The organism is Halobacillus massiliensis (assembly GCF_900166625.1).
Lineage (GTDB): Bacteria > Bacillota > Bacilli > Bacillales > Halobacillaceae > Halobacillus_A > Halobacillus_A massiliensis.
The window spans coordinates 168,588-186,900 of sequence record NZ_LT800499.1 but is presented as its reverse complement, the minus strand read 5'-3'; the positions used below and the strand labels follow the sequence as shown (position 1 = coordinate 186,900).

21 protein-coding genes are annotated in these 18,313 nt (G+C 44.1%); 13 read left to right on the top strand and 8 right to left on the bottom strand.

The genetic code is table 11. From position 1 onward, the window contains the following. Positions 1-471: 471 nt before the first annotated feature. Positions 472-1,533, top strand: a complete 1,062-nt coding sequence (locus B7E06_RS01105) for a CdaR family transcriptional regulator (protein ID WP_179133911.1) — start codon at positions 472-474, stop codon at positions 1,531-1,533. A gap of 44 nt (positions 1,534-1,577) precedes the next feature. Continuing rightward, positions 1,578-1,805, top strand: a complete 228-nt coding sequence (locus B7E06_RS01100) for a hypothetical protein (protein ID WP_082232125.1) — start codon at positions 1,578-1,580, stop codon at positions 1,803-1,805. Positions 1,806-1,830: 25 nt separating this feature from the next. Here B7E06_RS01100 and B7E06_RS01095 read toward each other — a convergent pair whose 3' ends face one another. Next, positions 1,831-2,352: a hypothetical protein gene (locus B7E06_RS01095; protein WP_082232124.1), complete on the bottom strand. Its 522-nt coding sequence runs from the start codon at positions 2,350-2,352 to the stop codon at positions 1,831-1,833. 590 nt (positions 2,353-2,942) lie between these two features. Between B7E06_RS01095 and B7E06_RS01090 the strand changes: the two genes are divergently transcribed. From B7E06_RS01090 to B7E06_RS01070, 5 genes are all read left to right on the top strand, one after another. Next, a complete protein-coding gene (locus B7E06_RS01090; RefSeq protein WP_082232117.1) occupies positions 2,943-3,173 on the top strand; it encodes a DUF3953 domain-containing protein in 231 nt (76 codons plus the stop codon). 16 nt (positions 3,174-3,189) lie between these two features. Further along, positions 3,190-3,393 (top strand): hypothetical protein, encoded by a 204-nt coding sequence (locus tag B7E06_RS01085; RefSeq protein WP_082232116.1) that lies wholly within the window; start codon positions 3,190-3,192, stop codon positions 3,391-3,393. Positions 3,394-3,417: 24 nt separating this feature from the next. Continuing rightward, positions 3,418-4,131: an AAA family ATPase gene (locus tag B7E06_RS01080; RefSeq protein ID WP_082232115.1), complete on the top strand. Its 714-nt coding sequence runs from the start codon at positions 3,418-3,420 to the stop codon at positions 4,129-4,131. 336 nt (positions 4,132-4,467) lie between these two features. Beyond that, positions 4,468-5,586: a glycerate kinase gene (locus tag B7E06_RS01075; protein WP_082232114.1), complete on the top strand. Its 1,119-nt coding sequence runs from the start codon at positions 4,468-4,470 to the stop codon at positions 5,584-5,586. Positions 5,587-5,600: 14 nt separating this feature from the next. Next, on the top strand, positions 5,601-6,959 hold the full coding sequence (locus B7E06_RS01070) for a GntP family permease (protein ID WP_082232113.1): 1,359 nt from the start codon (positions 5,601-5,603) through the stop codon (positions 6,957-6,959). Between the two features lie 551 nt (positions 6,960-7,510). On the opposite strand, the gene B7E06_RS01065 is transcribed toward B7E06_RS01070, so the two are convergent. Continuing rightward, positions 7,511-9,148 carry a M14 family metallopeptidase gene (locus tag B7E06_RS01065; RefSeq protein WP_082232112.1) on the bottom strand — a complete coding sequence of 546 codons (1,638 nt, stop codon included), beginning with the start codon at positions 9,146-9,148 and terminating at the stop codon, positions 7,511-7,513. A 528-nt stretch (positions 9,149-9,676) separates the two neighbouring features. On the opposite strand from B7E06_RS01065, the gene B7E06_RS01055 reads away from it, so the two are divergent. The 3 genes from B7E06_RS01055 (at position 9,677) to B7E06_RS01045 (ending at position 11,465) form a co-directional block, all read left to right on the top strand. Continuing rightward, positions 9,677-10,255: a sigma-70 RNA polymerase sigma factor region 4 domain-containing protein gene (locus B7E06_RS01055; protein ID WP_082232110.1), complete on the top strand. Its 579-nt coding sequence runs from the start codon at positions 9,677-9,679 to the stop codon at positions 10,253-10,255. Next, complete coding sequence (locus B7E06_RS01050; protein WP_082232109.1) at positions 10,248-10,481, top strand: hypothetical protein; 234 nt, start codon at positions 10,248-10,250, stop codon at positions 10,479-10,481. The genes B7E06_RS01055 and B7E06_RS01050 overlap by 8 nt, the downstream gene beginning before the upstream one ends. 78 nt (positions 10,482-10,559) lie before the next feature. Further along, positions 10,560-11,465 carry an acetamidase/formamidase family protein gene (locus B7E06_RS01045; protein WP_082232108.1) on the top strand — a complete coding sequence of 302 codons (906 nt, stop codon included), beginning with the start codon at positions 10,560-10,562 and terminating at the stop codon, positions 11,463-11,465. Positions 11,466-11,496: 31 nt separating this feature from the next. On the opposite strand, the gene B7E06_RS22375 is transcribed toward B7E06_RS01045, so the two are convergent. Together B7E06_RS22375 and B7E06_RS21650 are read right to left on the bottom strand one after the other, a co-directional pair. After that, on the bottom strand, positions 11,497-11,727 hold the full coding sequence (locus B7E06_RS22375; protein WP_143414428.1) for a GNAT family N-acetyltransferase: 231 nt from the start codon (positions 11,725-11,727) through the stop codon (positions 11,497-11,499). Beyond that, positions 11,627-11,893 carry a hypothetical protein gene (locus B7E06_RS21650; RefSeq protein ID WP_082232107.1) on the bottom strand — a complete coding sequence of 89 codons (267 nt, stop codon included), beginning with the start codon at positions 11,891-11,893 and terminating at the stop codon, positions 11,627-11,629. The genes B7E06_RS22375 and B7E06_RS21650 overlap by 101 nt, the downstream gene beginning before the upstream one ends. 77 nt (positions 11,894-11,970) lie before the next feature. Between B7E06_RS21650 and B7E06_RS01035 the strand changes: the two genes are divergently transcribed. Both B7E06_RS01035 and B7E06_RS01030 read left to right on the top strand, forming a co-directional pair. Then, a complete protein-coding gene (locus B7E06_RS01035; protein WP_082232106.1) occupies positions 11,971-12,468 on the top strand; it encodes a hypothetical protein in 498 nt (165 codons plus the stop codon). A gap of 17 nt (positions 12,469-12,485) precedes the next feature. Continuing rightward, the gene (locus B7E06_RS01030) at positions 12,486-12,953 is read left to right on the top strand and encodes a staygreen family protein (RefSeq protein WP_082232105.1); all 468 of its coding nucleotides are present in this window, start codon (positions 12,486-12,488) and stop codon (positions 12,951-12,953) included. A gap of 45 nt (positions 12,954-12,998) precedes the next feature. Here the strand turns inward: B7E06_RS01030 and B7E06_RS01025 are convergent, their stop codons facing one another. The 3 genes from B7E06_RS01025 to B7E06_RS01015 all read right to left on the bottom strand — a co-directional run bounded on the left by B7E06_RS01025 (position 12,999) and on the right by B7E06_RS01015 (position 15,863). After that, positions 12,999-13,922 carry an arsenic resistance protein gene (locus B7E06_RS01025; protein ID WP_245807788.1) on the bottom strand — a complete coding sequence of 308 codons (924 nt, stop codon included), beginning with the start codon at positions 13,920-13,922 and terminating at the stop codon, positions 12,999-13,001. Positions 13,923-14,071: 149 nt separating this feature from the next. Further along, a complete protein-coding gene (locus tag B7E06_RS01020) occupies positions 14,072-15,016 on the bottom strand; it encodes a cation diffusion facilitator family transporter (protein ID WP_082232104.1) in 945 nt (314 codons plus the stop codon). Between the two features lie 277 nt (positions 15,017-15,293). After that, the gene (locus tag B7E06_RS01015; protein ID WP_082232103.1) at positions 15,294-15,863 is read right to left on the bottom strand and encodes a YdhK family protein; all 570 of its coding nucleotides are present in this window, start codon (positions 15,861-15,863) and stop codon (positions 15,294-15,296) included. A gap of 462 nt (positions 15,864-16,325) precedes the next feature. Between B7E06_RS01015 and B7E06_RS01010 the strand changes: the two genes are divergently transcribed. Continuing rightward, a complete protein-coding gene (locus B7E06_RS01010; protein ID WP_082232102.1) occupies positions 16,326-17,030 on the top strand; it encodes a DUF421 domain-containing protein in 705 nt (234 codons plus the stop codon). A 51-nt stretch (positions 17,031-17,081) separates the two neighbouring features. Here the strand turns inward: B7E06_RS01010 and B7E06_RS01005 are convergent, their stop codons facing one another. Next, entirely contained in the window at positions 17,082-18,311 is a 1,230-nt protein-coding gene (locus tag B7E06_RS01005; RefSeq protein ID WP_082232101.1) for a Zn-dependent hydrolase, read from the bottom strand. Positions 18,312-18,313: the final 2 nt, after the last annotated feature.

Below are 18,313 nucleotides of genomic sequence, written 5' to 3'. Positions count from 1 at the left end.
GCCGGTGAGCTAGCTCGTTGCACTCGCGGATCTCCCCATGGCTCTATCTCCCTGCAGGAGTCTCGCCATTTCCCAGCCTCTTTACGGGCGATGGTATAAACGGAACGCTGTAGTTTCAGTAGCCGTTCTAATGAAAACAGCTTCCTATTACACAATGTTCCGTTACTCCCAAAAAAATAAAGGGCCGGGGGAAACGGCGAGACTCCTATGGGAGGATAGAACAGGGTGAGATCCCGGAAGGCTTTAGCCAGAGGAAGCTCAGCGTTCGCCCATGGAAAGCGAGCTGTTTCCCCATGCCCGGCTTTCTATATCAAGGTAAACGGAAACTCTCTTCTCCTTTAAGTGAGAATCAAAGTAGCCTCCTTCAGAAAATAGAACAGGGTGAGTCCCCCCAGGCCCGATCCCCTTCAGCCCGCCTTATAGATGAAGGTGTTCAGCTTCTGGTATGATAGGACAAAAGGAGGCGCCTCCATGGAATTGACAGAGCAGCTGGGCCGGGAAATTATCTCACGCTTATCCAAGTACATTGATGTCCCCATCAACCTCATGAACGCGCACGGTCAGATCGTTGCAAGCACAGATAAAAACAGAGTCGGACAGCTTCATGGCGGAGCACGTGCCGTAATTGAATCCGGCGAACCGCAAATGATCACACATCAAGACGCCGATTCCTTTTCCAATGCCAAACCAGGAGTGAACCTGCCCATTTTTCATCGCGGAGAGCTGGCGGGTGTTGTCGGACTGACAGGCCATCCGGAAGAGGTCATGCAGGCTGCGCGGATGACACAAGGATCTGTCGAGATTACTTTAGAGCAGATGCACATACAAAAGCAGGCCTTTTTCCAGGAACGTCAGTGGAATCAGTGGATGCAGCAGCTGCTTCACCCTTCCGAACCCAATATAGAAGAATTGGAAAGAGAAGCGAAGTACACGCTGCACGTAGATGTTCATAAACAATGGCAGGTTGTCGTCTTTCAGTCAAAAAATGCTTTTGAGCTGTCCGAAAAAGTCCGGCCTCAGCTTGAAGCGTTAGACCCGCTGTTCATTCTCCCCTATGAGGAAAATACAGTGGCGGCTCCTCTCCCTTTTGACGGAAAAAAACTCCCTATTCCCGCGCTTAAGGACGCACTGATCGGCGTAGGTGAGCCCGGCTTTTCGATGGAAGGCATTCGCCAATCCTACAGACAGGCACGTGAAGCGATTGAGCTTGCCGGGGAGAAGGGAAAAATGATATACAGTGAATCGCTAAAAACAGAGCGGCTGTTTCACCATATCGATCCAGAAGTTTTTCAGGAAGTCACAGAGAGTTATTACACAATACTGCGGCAGCTGGATTATTCCTATACCGAAACATTACGACACTTTTTCGCAAATGACTTAAAGATGAATCAGACGGCTGAAGCCCTTCATATACACCGAAATACGCTGATCTACCGTCTCGACCAGCTCAGTAAAAAAGTTGGACTCGATCCTCGCATTTTTAATGACGCCATTTTGTTGAAGAGTATTTTAACGAAGAAGAATTTTGCATAATTTCCCCTCCACTCACTCATTTTAAGAAAAAGGAGGATGAGATTATGCCGAATGATTCGCAAAACACTCATTCTGAGGTTTCCCCTCACCCTGATGGCAAAAGAGAATCTGTCATCAATGATGCTAAGGGTGCCCAGATGGGCGTCACAACAGATACGAAGCGTGCTTTTGAAGGAAAAGAAAAGGAATTGAATTTACAGCCTGACGAGAAGATGAGAGAATTCAAAGAACATATGGAGAAAACTATGAATAATAAAAAGCCCCGGACGTAAAACCGGGGCTTTTCCATGTATAAAATTATGAGGCTGAGCTGTTATATTTTTCTTCAAGTTCTTTACGCTGGTCGCCGTATTCCTGCCCGATTTCATCTACTTCTTCAGACAGCTGCTGCATTTCCGGATACTTCTCCTCTGTCTGCTGCTGCTCTTCTTCACTTACCGGAGGGGCTTGCAGCTCCAGCAATTCCGCTTGAAGCTCAAACAGTTCTGTCAGCTTTGATACTTGATTCAGAAAAAGAGCATGAAGCTCTTTCACTTCATCGGTTTCCAACTGCTCATCCACTTCCTCTGCCTGACTTTTCACATCATCTAAAAGAGGAAGAATCTCCTGATCTACGTAATCTTTTGCTTTTTCGGGTTCAGAATAGAGATTAATGAGCTCTGGTTCCATTTCCGTAATCTTCTCGGATTTTTCGAAAAGCTCTATACGGTCTTCATTGTTATATTTCTCGAATTCCTCTTCGGCAGCGTCAGCGCTGCTGCATCCTGCTGCTACGGCTAAAACGAGGAAGGCCGCTAAAAATATGATCCATCGTTTCATATTACCATTCTCCTGATTTTAGTCGCTGGTGTATTTTTATGAATTTAGCTTATTACATGGTTTCATTATCATTATTAGTTATTGAATTTATTTTCTGGTTCTTTCATTTTAGAATTGTACTCTTGCCCAAGATTTTCCGTCTTTTTTTCTAATTCTTGAATGCAACGATAAATTTCTCCTGTCTTAGCGCCGCACCCTCAAAGGAATCATCAAAATCACTTAATGTGTGATCAATGCCACTATGTAATTGGCTGGAATCTAAGTCTTTTATGGTTCTTCTCCCCTTTATACTGATTTTTTATTAAATTCAGTATAATGAAAAATATTCCAACAAGCAATTTCATATAGTCTCTAAATCCGGCTTTATAGGAAGCTATCACCATCCCCTCGGCTTATTTAGTTCCAAGAGATACGCTGGAATAATCAGGTATGTTAAAGTAAAGAGTGAGATTATTTCCTAAAAGCTGAGAGAACAGCCGAAGCTGTCCGAATGAGATCGGGATGCCGGGTGCTATCTTCGTTTATCTCCTGCTAGTTAATCTGCTGGAAGCTGCCCTCTATTCTTACTTAAATATTAAGAGGTGAATCTATTGCTAAAAAAACTTAGAATTATTTTATCTATTATTACTGTGAGTTTGGCAGTGCTAAGTCTGCTTTTTGACAGTACATATTTTCTGCATGCTGCCCTTCTTTCCGTGGGACTGCTCGTATTAATGACGGGGATCTATCAATTACGCCGGCAAAAGATAGGATATGCCGCTATTTCCTTCGGTTCGGCTGGCTTTGTATTTGCTGTCATGGCTACAATTTATACTATGTAAAAGAAGGTGACTCTTTATGAACAGTAATAAACGACATTTGGCTGTCGGCTTGCTGATCAGCACAGTACTTATAGTCGGATTCCTGCTCGTTTTTTCAAAAATGTACTTCACTCACCTTGAAGTGAAAGGGCTGACGAGTGACTGCTATGACAGGGGCGGCTTAGTCAGCATTGAACGCACGACCTTTACTATAGAGTCCTTTTCCTGCAGCGTGAAATAACTTTTAGCTAAGGAAGGTGGTCACATTTTTTTAAAACGAATCGAACTTCAAGAAGATAAAATAACCTCTCATGATACATATCCTTTTACCATTCCTGCGATCCAGAGCTTACAAAAGCTTGAGCTTAAAAGTAGTGTCACCTTTTTCGTCGGAGAAAACGGCTCCGGTAAATCCACCCTTATGGAAGCGGTCGCTGATAAATGCGGCTTTCATACAGCCGGCGGTGGACGCAACAACACCTATGACGTCGAGGCTTCCGAATCGGCGCTCGGTGACTATATCCGGCTTTCCTGGCTGCCAAAAGTGACGAGCGGCTTTTTCTTAAGAGCCGAGTCCTTTTATAACTTTGCTTCACATATTGATGCCGTTGGGGCCGCAGATTCATATGGAGGCCAGTCCCTGCACAATCAGTCCCATGGTGAGTCGTTTTTATCTCTGTTTTTAAACCGATTTCATAAAAAAGCAATCTATCTGCTTGATGAACCCGAAGCCGCCCTCTCCCCGCAGCGCCAGCTGTCTTTTCTAAGAATTCTTCATGATCTTTCAGCTTCAGGTGAATGTCAGTTTATTATCGCGACACACTCGCCGATCCTGCTAGGATATCCCGGGGCATCGATTTTAAGTTTTGATGATGGAGATATTCAGGAGATTGATTATGAGGACACAGATCACTATCAGATTACAAGTTACTTCCTGAAGCATCGGGAGAAGTTTTTGAAAAAGATTTTAGAGGACTAAAACCTATTAACCATAAAAAATAATCCACCCTTGAGTTAACCGGCTCAGGTGGATTATTATACCATCAGTGTCGCCCCCCTTGAAGGGACCGTTCTATTACACGACCGTAGATGTTACGAGCATCTGCGGTCTTTTTTAATATATACTTTTTCAATACTCATTATACCACATGCCCACTGGAATGAAACAGGGTTACATGGCAGTTTTCGTCTTCCTACCAGCGCTTGTGCAAATGCACAAGAATACGCTTACATATTTGGTGTTTTTATCAATTGTCCTTATCGTTTTTTTGCTTTTGAATAAAAGTAAGTATTTACTTTAGGAGGGAATTGGTTGATGAACATCGTATGTGCACCGGATTCGTTTAAAGGAAGCCTCTCATCCATTGAAGTGGCAGAAGGAATGGCTCGTGCTTTTCAATCGGTAGATAAGGGCATTACGACAATAACTAAACCAATGGCCGACGGTGGTGAAGGAACGCTTGAAGCTTTGGCAAAAGCAACGAGTCATGAGAAAGTTTCCTTTACATGCACTGGTCCGCTTGGGGATGCATCAGAAAGCTGGTATATTCGTCTCGATGACGATCGTGCTGTCATTGAAGGAGCAAATATCTCTGGTCTGCCGCTTGTGCCGAAGGAGAAACAAAATCCTGACCACACGACCACTTATGGAATCGGTGAAGCGATTCGCCACGCGTTAGATGCTGGCCAGCGCAACTTAATCATCGCCATCGGCGGCAGCTCCACAAATGACGGCGGACACGGAATGCTTCTGGCGCTTGGCATGAAAGCTTATGACAAAAATGGCAAGCAGACGGGTATCCTTGGAAAAGATCTTTTTCAAATGGAACAGATCGATCTCTCTTCTCTTGACCCGCGTCTTAAGGAAGCGACCATACGAATTGCGTGTGATGTCGATAATCCATTGACCGGCCCTAAAGGAGCCAGTCACATTTACGGCCCGCAGAAAGGAGCAGATGAACAACAGGTGAAAGCTTACGATCATGCACTTGGGAAGTATGGCCGTCTAATCGAGGAAGCACTTGGCCGGGAATTAATGGACGTGCCTGGAGCTGGCGCAGCCGGAGGTCTTGGCTTTGCTTTTCTGGCCCTTGGAGCAGAATTAGCTTCGGGAGCGAAACTTGTGGCTGAAGCCATTGATCTTAAAGAAGCTATTGCTGAGGCTGATTTTGTTCTGACAGGAGAAGGACAAAGTGATGAACAGACACTTTACGGGAAAGCCCCGGGGTATGTCGCAGAATTGGCCAGGGAAAATAAAACCCCTGTCATTCTCATGTCAGGAAGTATCAGCGGAGATTATGAAAAATTGAATGAGCTATTTACGAGCTGCCTGTCTATAGTTCCCGGACCATGCTCGCTTGAGGAATGTATAGAAAATGCCGAGCATAACTTGTATCAGGCGGCACAGCAAGTCGCCCGCCTACTTATAAAATAAAGGAGGAATGGAAAATGGACGGTTTTGGACTTATTTTAATTATTCTGTTAGGTGTTCTCTTTGTGATCGTGGCTACCGCCAAGTTTAACCTGCACCCGTTCCTGTCATTGCTCATTGCGGCGTTTGGTATCGGGATCTTCTCAGGGATGCCGCTGCCGGATGTTGTCACTGTAGTTAATGAAGGCTTTGGCGGCCTAATGGGAGGTATCGGCCTTGTCATCGTGTTCGGTACAATTATCGGAGTGATTTTAGAAAAATCAGGCGGAGCTTTGCGAATGGCAGAAGTTGTGCTGCGGCTTGTCGGTGAAAAACGCCCACAGCTTGCGATGAGTGCGATCGGCGGGATTGTCAGTATCCCAGTATTCTGTGATTCGGGATATGTTATTTTATCCTCTTTAAAGAAAGCGCTTGCGAATAAAACCAGCGTGACCGTCGCTTCGATGGCCATTGCTCTATCAACAGGCTTATTTGCTACCCATACACTCGTCCCGCCTACTCCAGGTCCGATTGCAGCGGCTGGAAATATCGGTGCGGAAAACTTTCTGGGCACAGTCATTTTAATCGGGCTTGTTGTGGCGATTCCTGCCATCATTGTCGGCTACTTATGGGCCATCAAGGCAGGTACTAACATCCACATTGAAAGCGATGAAGACGGCAAAAATTATGATTACGATGAAGTTATCAAAAGCTTCGGTGAGATGCCTTCTGCCGTAAAAGCCTTCGCGCCGATCGTCGTTCCGATTCTTCTGATTGGCTTCAGCTCTGTCATTACGTTTGCCGGCTGGTCGGGCGGTGTTTTCGACTTTTTCCTATTCTTAGGAGCCCCTGTCGTCGCCCTGCTCGTCGGTGTGCTGATCGCCTTTACACTGCTTCCGAAATTCGATCAGGAAACATTAACAGACTGGATAGGCATCGCCATTAAAGAGGCGGCACCGATTTTATTAATTACTGGAGCCGGCGGGGCGTTTGGTTCTGTGATCAGCTCTACCAGCATTGCTGATCTAATTAAAGGGATCGCTGGAAATGATACGGCGGCCGGTGCTCTGTTCATCTTTATTCCGTTTATCATAGCCGCTGCACTAAAAAGTGCACAAGGGTCCTCCACGGCAGCGATTGTTATTACATCAACACTTGTCGCTCCACTGCTTCCGCAGGTGGGTATTGAAGGAGCTGTCCCGCTTGCTCTAATTGTCATGTCTGTCGGTGCAGGTGCGATGGTAGTCTCTCATGTGAACGACAGCTACTTCTGGGTGGTTAAAGAATTTAGCGGGATGACGATTACTCAGGCCTATAAAGCGCAGACGATGGCTACATTGCTTCAAGGGCTGACGGCGATTGTTGTAACCTCTGTTCTTTGGTTTATTTTTGTATAAGTATAATGTAAAGAGGGGCTCCTGCTTAGGAGTCCTCTTGTTTTAGAGAAAGGGCTCGTTTTTCATAAGGGAAAGAGCTCCTTTTTTCTCTTCATTTGAAAAGGGAAATAAGACGGTTCCGTTTACTGGAATAAGAGAGAATCGGCTTGGAAATAGCTCGCTTTCCGCGGGGAGCCGGTGAGCTAGCTCGCTGCACTCGCGGATCTCACCTTGGCTCATCTCCCTGCAGGAGTCTCACCATTTCCCATCCTCTTTACCGTTGGTGGTATAAACGGAACGCTGTAGTTTCAGTAACTACTTTACAGAAAATAGTTTTCTCTTACTCAATGTTCCGTTACTCTAAAAAACATAAAGGGACAGGGGAAACGACGAGACTCCTATGGGAGGATAGAACAAGGTGAGATCCCGGAGGGCTAAAGCCCGAGGAAGCTCACCGTTCGCCCATGGAAAGCGAGTCTTTCCCCAGGCTCGTTTTTTTAAAGCAAGGTAAACGGAACACACAAAAACGCGTGAAACCAGTTACCTGATTTCACGCGTTTCCTTTTTTACCTTTATTTAAAAGTACTTCCGTTAAGACCCCTGGTAAAACGATAAATAGGTAGCTGTTCTCCTTCCACAGAATCCACAAAATTAAATGTAACGAAGCTATCATTAGATTCAGGCTCTAAAGCAACGGCTGCAAGGTTCGCATTCGGCTGAGCCATTGATACCACATAGGTTCCTTTTTCAAAAGCAACCCACTCATTCGTCAACTGAGTATCTACATCAACCAATTGATGTCCTTCATATATCCCGTCTGCTTCTTTATTCGTCACGGTATAAGCTTCCGCCGGCAGTTTCATATTATGCGGCAGCTGGAAGACTTTTACGCCGCTGTTCTTCAGCTTATCTACCACTTCTCCCTGATCACGATCAAGAAGATAGGCGGTTGGACGGTCGCGAGTCAAGGTAGGCTGGGCTTCTGTCGCACTATAATAGTTTACCGGTTCATCGACAAGACTTCCTGTTTCAATATCAATTAATGTGAGGGTCTGATCAGGAATTTCTTTTTGTTCATCTTCAATAACAATCTGGTCTTTATCATGGGCAAAGGCACCCTTTTTAATAATCTGTGCTTTTTCTTTAGATACGAGTCTTTGGATAGACTTAGCATTGTCAGCCGCTGTTTCAATCAAGGACGTATGTGTTTCTACCTGTACGGCTACACGACGCTTAAAGTTTTCTCTTCCGATGCCGATGCCGCGGGTTTCTACAAGGAAGGAAAACGATGGTGTCAATCCGAAAGCATTTCTTCCGATTCTCGGATCCGTCCCGCCTTCACGGATTTCAATGTCATCGCCATCCCGGCCCATTGTATAGTAATCAGCGCTTGTATAGCCTTCCTCATTCAATTCGTCATGTACCGTGTCTATAAATAACTCATCAGAAGTTGTACGAATCTTCTCTGGAATATTTAAGTTTTTACCGCTGAGGATCAATAAATCGTGATACTTTAAGTACCCTTCATTTCCCCGCTCTTCGAGTACTCCACTTCCTACACTGTATTCATGGGCATCAATCGTAACTTCTGGCTGGTACTTATTAAACAAATCATGCAGCGCCTGGGTTTCCGGGTTATCAAATTTAATATGATCCCTGTTACCATCAAGATCATTAGCCATTCGGCGATCGAAAGCATATGATCCATCAGGGTTTACTCGGGGCACAACGATGATATTGACATCATTAAGGACCTCATCACCAAAATCGCCGGTCAGCTTCTCTGCCATGACAAGTACGCCTTCCCCTGCGGCAGGCTCATTCCCGTGAATTTGCCCCTGCAGCCAAACGATCGGTTTTTTTGAGAAATGCTTCCGTTTCTTATCTTTGGAAAAGAAAAGAGCCGGTATGTCGCGTCCCTCAATCGATTTTCCTATCGATTGAACTTCTAAGTTTTTACTCTTCTTATCCAGGCTATCGATAAACTCCAGCATTTCTTCCTGTGTCGTAAACTGCGTTTCTTTTTGGAAAGCAGGGGTGTTAAACTCAACATCCGGCTCGTCAAATAGTTCAAGAACCTGCTCAGGCTGAGAATAATCCTTGCCGTAGTAAGGAGTATCTGCAGCTGCAGCCTGTACCGGTCCAAACGACCAGCTGCTCAAAAACATGATTCCAATAAGGGAAAGCAAAGAAATTTTCCGTTTAATCATATAACCTCTCCTTTATTATGTAATCTATTTGTAATTATACAGAAAATTGTGACTGTGAAGGTAAATTTATCCAAAGATAGCCCTATAGATAGAAAAGCCAAAACTTCATACGTGAAAATAGACGGTATTTATATAGAAATTCCTCTAGTCATAGGCCGTACTGCTGATGTCTTTCCTCCTCTGCCACGTGACCTTTTTATTGCTGTTCTGAGCTGCAAAGATTTTATTGTTCCGTTTCAACTACTAAAAGGTAAGCGTCTGGAAAATCGCGAGACTCCTGCAGGGAGATAGAGCCATGGTGAAATGTAATGCCCATGACAAACTTTCATCCCATTTTCTTCATTCACCTCCTTAGTCTCCCTTTTAAAAAGAAGAAAAGACCGTAGAAAAACAACCATTCCATGAAAAAAGTGGTTGTTTTTCTAGTATTTATGGATCAAAATAGAACATATGTTCCCTTTTAAGTTGTTTATTTCCCCGTATTTCTTCTTTAAGGAATACAGGAGGGAAATAAGGAGAGTGAAGTACATGATAAATAAAAAGGATTCCCTGGAAGCCTTCAAGCAGAAAAATTACGACTTTTTCAACGAACCCCTGATTCAATCATTTATAAAAGAAGAAGAAAACCTCGCACTCTTAAAAGCCGCTGTTGAAGACAGAAACCCTTTCGCCTCAAGAAAACTGGATCAGCGCTTTGAAGAATTTTATTTGAAGGTAAGAATGACGGGCTATCTCCATAAAATAGCCAGCTTTTACTCAAAAACCTATGATCAAAAGTTAAGACAGCAGCGTTCAGAACTTACGTTAGATACAACTGTTCAGTCAGAGGAAGAAAAGCAGACATCGCTTGTTGACCAAATCCCTGCCGGTGAAGAGGATCATGAAGACGAGATCGCCCGCTGCATCCCGGATCTCATCACAGACCCAAAACTTAAAGAAGCTTACGAATCTCTCAGCGATCAGAAGAAAACGGTCCTCGACCTATCCATTATGAAGCAGCTTACGAACAAAGAAATTGCCTCTTACTTAGCGTGCAGTCCGCAGAATATATCCAAATTAAAGGTTCAGGCCATTCATGATTTAAGGAGAGTGTATACGTATGACTAGAAACTATTTAGTAGTAGAAATCATAGAGCAAATGAAGCCGAGTATTAAACGAGGCCTCCAGAACACCGCTTACCAGGAGCGTGAGGATCTGAAACAGGAAATCTCCCTCCGCCTTGTACAAGCTGCGAATGACATGGAAGTGATTTCGTTCTGGGAATTTAAGAAGCGGTATGATAAGCGAAATCGTTACCAGACGAGAAAAAAGGATCAGCTGACATCCAGCTGATCCTTTGTTTTTCAGAGCTTTTTGTTACATGACCTTCTCCCAATTCCTGTATAATGTTTACAAAAAGGAGTGTATCCTATGTCTATCCAAGTAAGCACAGATCACTTTGTTTATGCTATGGACAAAGAGAATAAACCGGCGGTAACCATTCAATCAGGTGACCAGGTTGTCATTGATACATATGACTGCTTTGAGAATCAGATCCAGTCGGAAACGATGCCGATTGATGAGCTGGACTGGGACCGGATCAATCCAGCAACAGGACCTTTATACGTAGAAGAGGCAGAGCCCGGGGATATATTAAAAGTACACATAGACAATATTGAACTTGGCGAGCGGGGCGTTATGCTGACAGGGCCAGAACTCGGTGTGATGGGCCATCGGATGACCGAATTTCAGGCGAAAATCATTCCCATCCAGGACAATGAGGCGATTTTTAATGAAAAACTCAAGCTGCCGCTAAACCCGATGATCGGCGTCATTGGTGTAGCTCCAGAAGGTGAAGGGATCAACTGCGGAACTCCGGGTGCTCATGGCGGCAACATGGATACGAAGCTCGTAACGACTGGAGCCACACTGTATTTTCCTGTTTTTCACAAGGGTGCTCTGTTCTCTTTAGGCGACCTTCACGCAGCCATGGGAGATGGAGAAATCAGTGTTTCAGGTATTGAGATTCCAGCGAAAGTAACGGCAACCGTGGAAGTCGTAAAAGGACAGTCGATAGACTACCCGTTTTTGCAAAATGAAGAAGGGCTGGCAGTTTTAGTCTCTAAAAAAACGCTAGATGAAGCGGTCGATACAGCGGTTGAACTTATGATTGACTACCTTCATCCTCAGACAGACTTAACGTTGTCCGAGCTTACAATGCTAATGAGCGCTGTCGGACAAGTACAGGTCAGCCAGGTTGTTGATCCGCTGAAAACCGCAAGATTTTTCATTCCAAAAAATGTACTAGAAGCTTACAATATTAACGTCTTCTCCTAGAGTAAAGCCGGCTGCTGCAGCTGGCTTTTTTTTATGTAAAACAGATTTCAAGCTCGATTTCATCTCTCAGAAATATTCCGTCTGTCCCGTCCGGCTTAATGGCTCGTGCTTTCTCTAAAGCATTTTGATGGATTTTCTGATAAAAGTTTAATGCCTTCATATTATCGTTTGTAGAGATCAGCCAGATTCTCTCCCAGCCGCTGTTCAGCTTTATGAGTGCTTTTATCAAAGCCGTCCCTATTCCGGCATTTCCCTCCGTCACACTCTCCGTTCACCTGCATGCCCACTACCTTTCCAGCGGCAATCCCTTGCAGCTGATCTATCAATACCTTTTCGTCAAGCCTTACCACATAAGACGCATGCCAGTGTTTTAAAATAAATTCTTTTATTAATGGGCGATTCTGTATTTTTCTCACTGCAATTTCCATTAGGCGCTCACCCCTGTTCCATTTGATACATAAATTATATAAAATTTTCTCTTCCAGGAAGGACGGTAAGGGCCTGTATGATTCATTTTCAATCCTTTACAGGGACAGTCACAGCAATCAGCGACTACAATTTCGGAACAGACGGTGAAGGAGAGGGCTGTTATAAAGTTATAACCGTAGAAAATCACCTCGGCTCCATCGTCCATTTTATCGTCTCTCCTGCCACTTATTTTATCGACCATGCCATGATTCTTACAGGAGACAGGGTGACTGGGTATTATGATGGAAACGCACCGGTGCCTCTCATTTACCCGCCTCAATATCAAGCCTTAATTATGGCAAAAGTCAGCCCTTACCAAAATGTAACCGTTGATTATTTTGACAGCCAGCTCGTTAGCCGTGACGGCCAATTACAGCTGAACCTGTCACCTTCAACTCAGCTGCTCCTCACCAATGGGCAGGCGTTTACTAGTAACCCGGCCAATCGTAACCTGATCGTCATTTACGGTCCCAGCACGAAAAGCATTCCCGCCCAAACGACTCCTTACCGAGTCATCATCTGGTGCAGGGGCTGACAAAGGAAGTGACCATAATGGACTTTAATCCACAGAAACTGTCCGTCAATTTTAAAGAAGGAGTGACTCCAACCGCTCCGATCAAGCCAAGGCGCTATACGTTAACCCATTCCGATTATACGGCTGAACTCTTTTTAACAATCGGTCCCAAATATGACTTCTCTAAGCTGAGCCGAATGCGTGATGAAGTACTCGGTGAGTGGGCGCCCACTGGAAGAAGCTACAATTACTGGGCCTATGTATTTGTAGACGGTGAAGGTCCTTTTCACAAGGATATTGTCACATTAAGAGACTATGTCTTCCGACGCGAACTGCCGCTTGCCCTGCAGGCCATCCGCTACGGTGACCGTGAATTCTTCGCTGCCCATCCCGAGCTGGACGACGTGCCGATTATTGTTTATTTTGTATCCGTCAGTCCACGGTTTAATAGAAAAGAGTACTGGGGAACGTTTGCCGAGTATCAGTATATGGAATCAAAAAGCTAAAATAAGCAAAAAAGGCTCAGAACAGTCTCTCCACTGCTCTGAGCCTTAAGTTTTTTCGTCCTTCAGCAATTTAGCTGGAACCACCCGTATATAAACAAGCTCACTGATGAGTTCGATTATTGTCTGTGTTATGATCACAGCTGCCACCACATTCCCTATTTCCGGCAAAGATAAAGCAAGGGGCAGAACAACTAATGAATTTCTTGTCGTACTGCTGAAAATAAGCGCCCTGCTTGGTCCCGTTCCTAAGTGAAACCATACGGCTATATATCTAGCTATAACTGGCATGACGGCCATAAACACAATATATAATGGGATCACTTTTATGACCTGATTGCCATAGTCAGGAAGCTTAATAACTTGAGAAGCCACAACGATAAAAAGGGTCAAAGCCATGAAAGGAACAGGCATCCAGGCAGAACCTTCCACTACCTTTTTCCCAAAATTCCCTCGTTTTGCGGCAAGCTGAAATAACAAGGCAACCACTAAAGGTAAAACAATCAATCCAAAAAATGCTTCTAAAAATGGAGTTACCTCTACGATTCCCGAAGCGTCTTTTCCCATAAACAGCCACAAATATAATGGTAATAGTACCATTTGCGCCACAAACAGAAGAGGAGTTGAGGTGAGAACGAGGTTTTCATCCCCTTTTCCTAAAGAAGTAAAAACGATGACATAATCAATGCAAGGCGTTAATAATACTAGATAAAATCCGATCAACAGTGCAGGATTATCAGGCAGAAACTGAGATAACAGCCAGACCACTATCGGCACAATGATAAAATTAGTCATTAGTAAAGCTTTAATAAATTTACGATTTCCAAACGCTTTTTTTAAAGACGTAAATGGAATTTGTGAAAACATGCTATACATTAAGAATGCAATAATAATAGAAATGAGGGCTCCTAAACGATCGGCATAGCCGGGCATAATAAAACCAAAGGCGACCGCTAGAAAAAGCGCAGCCATATAAATCCACACCTGCTGACTTTCCAGGTTATCTCTCGTCAAAACGGCCTCTCCTTTATTTCGTCTTTAGTTATTTCAAAAGGACCTCCTGCAAGCAGGAAGTCCTTTCATTCTCTCCTATAATTCTCGTAACATCAAGATATCAAACCTTAGTGGGAATGCCCATGACTTGCGGAATCATCGCTTTCGTTCTTACACAGAAGAGCATCTTCATGGGGGTGACTGTCACTTTCCATCTGTATCGTGACATGACCTATGCCCATATGCTCGAGCTCATGCTCCACAGCCCTTAAAATCTCCTGACATTCCTGAATGGTAAAATCAGCATCAACTACCGCATGACAGGAAAGGGCGTTCTGTCCACTTGTAATGCTCCATATATGCAGATCATGTATGCCAAAAATCCCGCGCACCCCTTCTATTGTTTGAATAATATTATCTAAATCTACATTTTTAGGGGTTCCTTCCATTAAAACATGGACAGCGTCTTTCGTAACTCTCGCACCGCTTATCAAAATTAAAACCGCCACGATCACACTGGCAAGCGGGTCAGCCCAGCCCCATCCAAAGAAGAGAATCAGCAGCGCCGCTGCAATTGCCCCTACGGATCCCAGCAAATCACCGAGAACGTGAAGGAAAGCAGCTCTTAAATTTAAGTTTTCCTTCGTATCTCCTTTAGACATAAGCATCCATGCCACGAGAATATTTACGAACAAACCAATAACCGCAATGACTAACATTCCTGTAGAAGCCACTTCAGGAGGATTGGTAAATCGTTTATAAGCTTCATAAAAAATATAAATAGAAATCAGTACAAGAGTAACTCCATTAAAAACAGCCGCTAAAATCTCAAATCGCTTATATCCATAGGTCTTGCTGTAATTCGCGGCTCGTTCTCCCATAGTAAAAGCCAGCACACCGACCCCCAGTGAAATAGAATCACTTAACATATGACCGGCATCCGATAGCAGTGCCAGACTATTAGTCAGAAAACCTCCAATAGCTTCGATCACCATAAAGCCTGTTGTTAAAAAGAAGCTGATCATTAATGCCTTCTTATTAGCGCCATGTGTATGATCATGTCCATGTCCCATCATCACATCCTCCAATCTAAGAAATAATAAATGCCTGCCTCAGATACTGTTCCCAGGCCTGTATCTCCAGCTCGATACTTAGTTTGTTCGAACCCTTTCATAACATGCTTAAACGAAGATATTCTCTAAATATGTTTATATTAGTATATGTTCATATACTAAAAGTTAATACACCTAAAGTCAACATCTTATATGTAAAAAAAATGAGGAAGCAGTGATAAAACCTCAAGGAAAACAACGTTAAAAAAGGCAGGATATCCTGCCTCCTCTTTCGATCTTATTCAGCACTCAGCTCATCTTCGGTTACCCACTTATGATTTTCTACTTTTTCTCCACTCTCTGTGTTCACAAAATCAACCATGTAAACCGTTGTTTCTTCAGCCGACTCAATCGTCGCGGCTGCTCCCTCCATTCCTTCCATGTGGGAGGCATTAAGCGTCACTTCATCCCCCGACTTAAACGGTTCTTCACCTGCTTCTTCTATTTCTTCGTGAATGACCCATTTATGGTCTGTCACCCGCTCACCGCCGTTCGTCGGATCGTATGAGACCACATATGCGACGGTATCGTATGCACCTGAAATAACAGCTTCCGCTCCATTCATTCCCGGCATATGTTCTGCATTAATAATGGCCGTGCTGCCCACTTCGAACTTAGGGTTTTCAGCCTCCTTTAAATCCTCCGGCACGTCACCAGAGCTGGAATGGTCCATCTCTGCATGCTCCTGCTCCTGTTCCATCTCCTCACCTGAATCAGAGCTTTCTTCATTACTTTCGCCGTTATCTGAACATGCTGCGAAAACCACTGACAACAGCAGCAATGTGATAGCTAGTAAAAGTTTTTTCATTTCTCTGCCTCCTTTTATACCATTACCCCGTAATTGTATTTTTTAAAAGAGGAATCTTCAATAGGACACAGTTACTAATATTTTTTCGATCTGGAGATTCTCTTTAATGAATTCAGCAAGTTTGCATCATTGGCTGCAAAAAAATGCTTAGAGTGTTTTTATCAATTCATTTTTTTATTCCTGAAAAGCAATCTCGTTTTTACTTCACACCATTCCCAATTGTATGTGTTCATATAACAGGCCTCCCCAGCATCTTAAGATAGATCACTCACTCAGATACATGTACTTCAAAGATTTGCTTACTATTATTCATTTTGGAAACTCACTTAAGAATTTTTCATCATTTAGGAGTCAAAAAACGCAAGATATATCTGTTACTGCCAAGATAAATTACCAAAAGGAGTAAGAAAAGAAGAGACGTACAAACTAAGAAGAGTTTACATACAAAAGGAAGTGAGTGTTATGGATTTCTTTCAAGCCCATCAACACCTGACGGCCGGCGAATGGATACTTAGAGCTGCTGTCGCTTATCTTTTTTTGATAATCGTTGCCCGCATGCTAGGCCAGCGCGCCATCTCGCAATTAAGGCTGATTGATTTTGTTCTGGCGTTAATCATAGGAAATATTATCGCCAACCCGCTGTCTGACCACGAAGTCGGCTTGAAAGGATCTTTAATTACCACCCTCGCCCTTGTCCTTTTTTACATTGTGACCACCTATGGCACGCTAAAATGGAACTTATTCAATAAGCTTGTTACCAACTCACCGATTCCTGTCATTCGTAACGGGGAAATTTCATACAAAGGAATGAAAAAAGCCCGGCTATCGATGGATCTTCTCTTAGAAGAACTGCGGATGCTGCAGGTGAAATCGATTGAGAATGTCGGCCTGGCTACATGGGAAGCCAGCGGCCAGCTATCTGTTCTTCTTAAACCGGAATATGATGCTGTCACACCTGATGATCTAAGGATCTCAGTCGAAGCCTTTAACCTTCCGAGGACTATCATTAAAGAAGGCAAGCTTTTAAAGGAAGAACTGCTCGCGTTAGGGAAAAGTGAGGACTGGGTAAAATCGGAGCTGAAAACACAGTTCCAGGCCGAGCTGAAAGATGTGCTGCTGGCGACGATAGATGGAAAGGACCATCTGCAGGTATTTTATTACGGGTAAAGGCAAGTAAAAAATCCCGAATCAGGGCTAAGCCCTCATTCGGGATTTGCTTTAATCATTGGCGAGCGAAAGGGCACTCTCCAAAATAACATTCACCCCTTTTTCACAATCTTCCCATGGGGTCAACTCATCCTCTGAGTGACTTTTTCCATTAATGCTAGGGACGAATACCATAGCTGCCGGCAGGTAAGAGGCGATAAACTGTGCGTCATGACCTGCGCCGCTTACCATCTTTTTATAAGAATACCCGAGCGTGTCTGCAGAAGCCTCTAATTGATTCACTACTTTCTCTTCGAACCAGACAGTTTCTCGTCCCCATAGTTTTCTGACATTCACCTGGCATTCACCGCTTGATTTTTCCAGGCTTTGAGCGATATGCTCCACCTCTTTAATGATATCCATATCCTGATGTCGCGCTTCTAATGTAAAGACGGCTTTGTTAGGGATGACCGTATGAATATTAGGGGAAACCTCCATGCGGCCGATCGTATACACTAAATCATCAGGCAGTTCATTAAGCTTACTGCGAATGTCCATAATAAGATCGTTCGCCGCAAACAGTGCGTCTTTTCGCATGCTCATTGGTGTCGTTCCTGCATGATCAGATTCGCCGCTTACTTCTATTTCATAACAAGCCATACCAACAACACATTCGACGACACCGATTTTCAGTGATTCATTTTCCAGGATAGGCCCTTGCTCAATGTGTAATTCTAAAAAAGCTTTGGCCTCCTTTAATCGATTCTCTTCACTTCCCATAAACCCGCTCTCATGCAGGGCCTTCTCAAATGGAACACCTTCTGAATCAGTGGATTGCAGCATAGCTTCCTTATCGAATTTTCCTGATAAAACACCAGAGCTCATCATCGATGGTTCAAATCGTGCGCCTTCTTCATTCGTAAAGTTAACGACAACGATCGGACGCTTAGGCTTCACATCGTGATCAACGATACTCCTTACAGCTTCCAGCCCGGCCGCCACTCCTAATACCCCGTCAAAGCGGCCGCCTTTTGTCACACTATCCAGATGCGAGCCGATGACTACAGGAGAAAGGGAATCATCCTGACCGCTTAACACAGCATACATGTTCCCCATATCGTCATAGGCTACGGACATTCCCAGCTCTTCACAACACTTTTGAAAATGGCGGCGGGCTTTCAGGTCGACTTCAGATAAAGACAGTCTCGTTACTCCGTTGTTATCCGTTCTCCCAAAGTTCGCGAACTCCTCGAGCGTTTCTTTCAGGCGTTCCCCATTTATAAGCACTTGCTGCTTTTCCATGT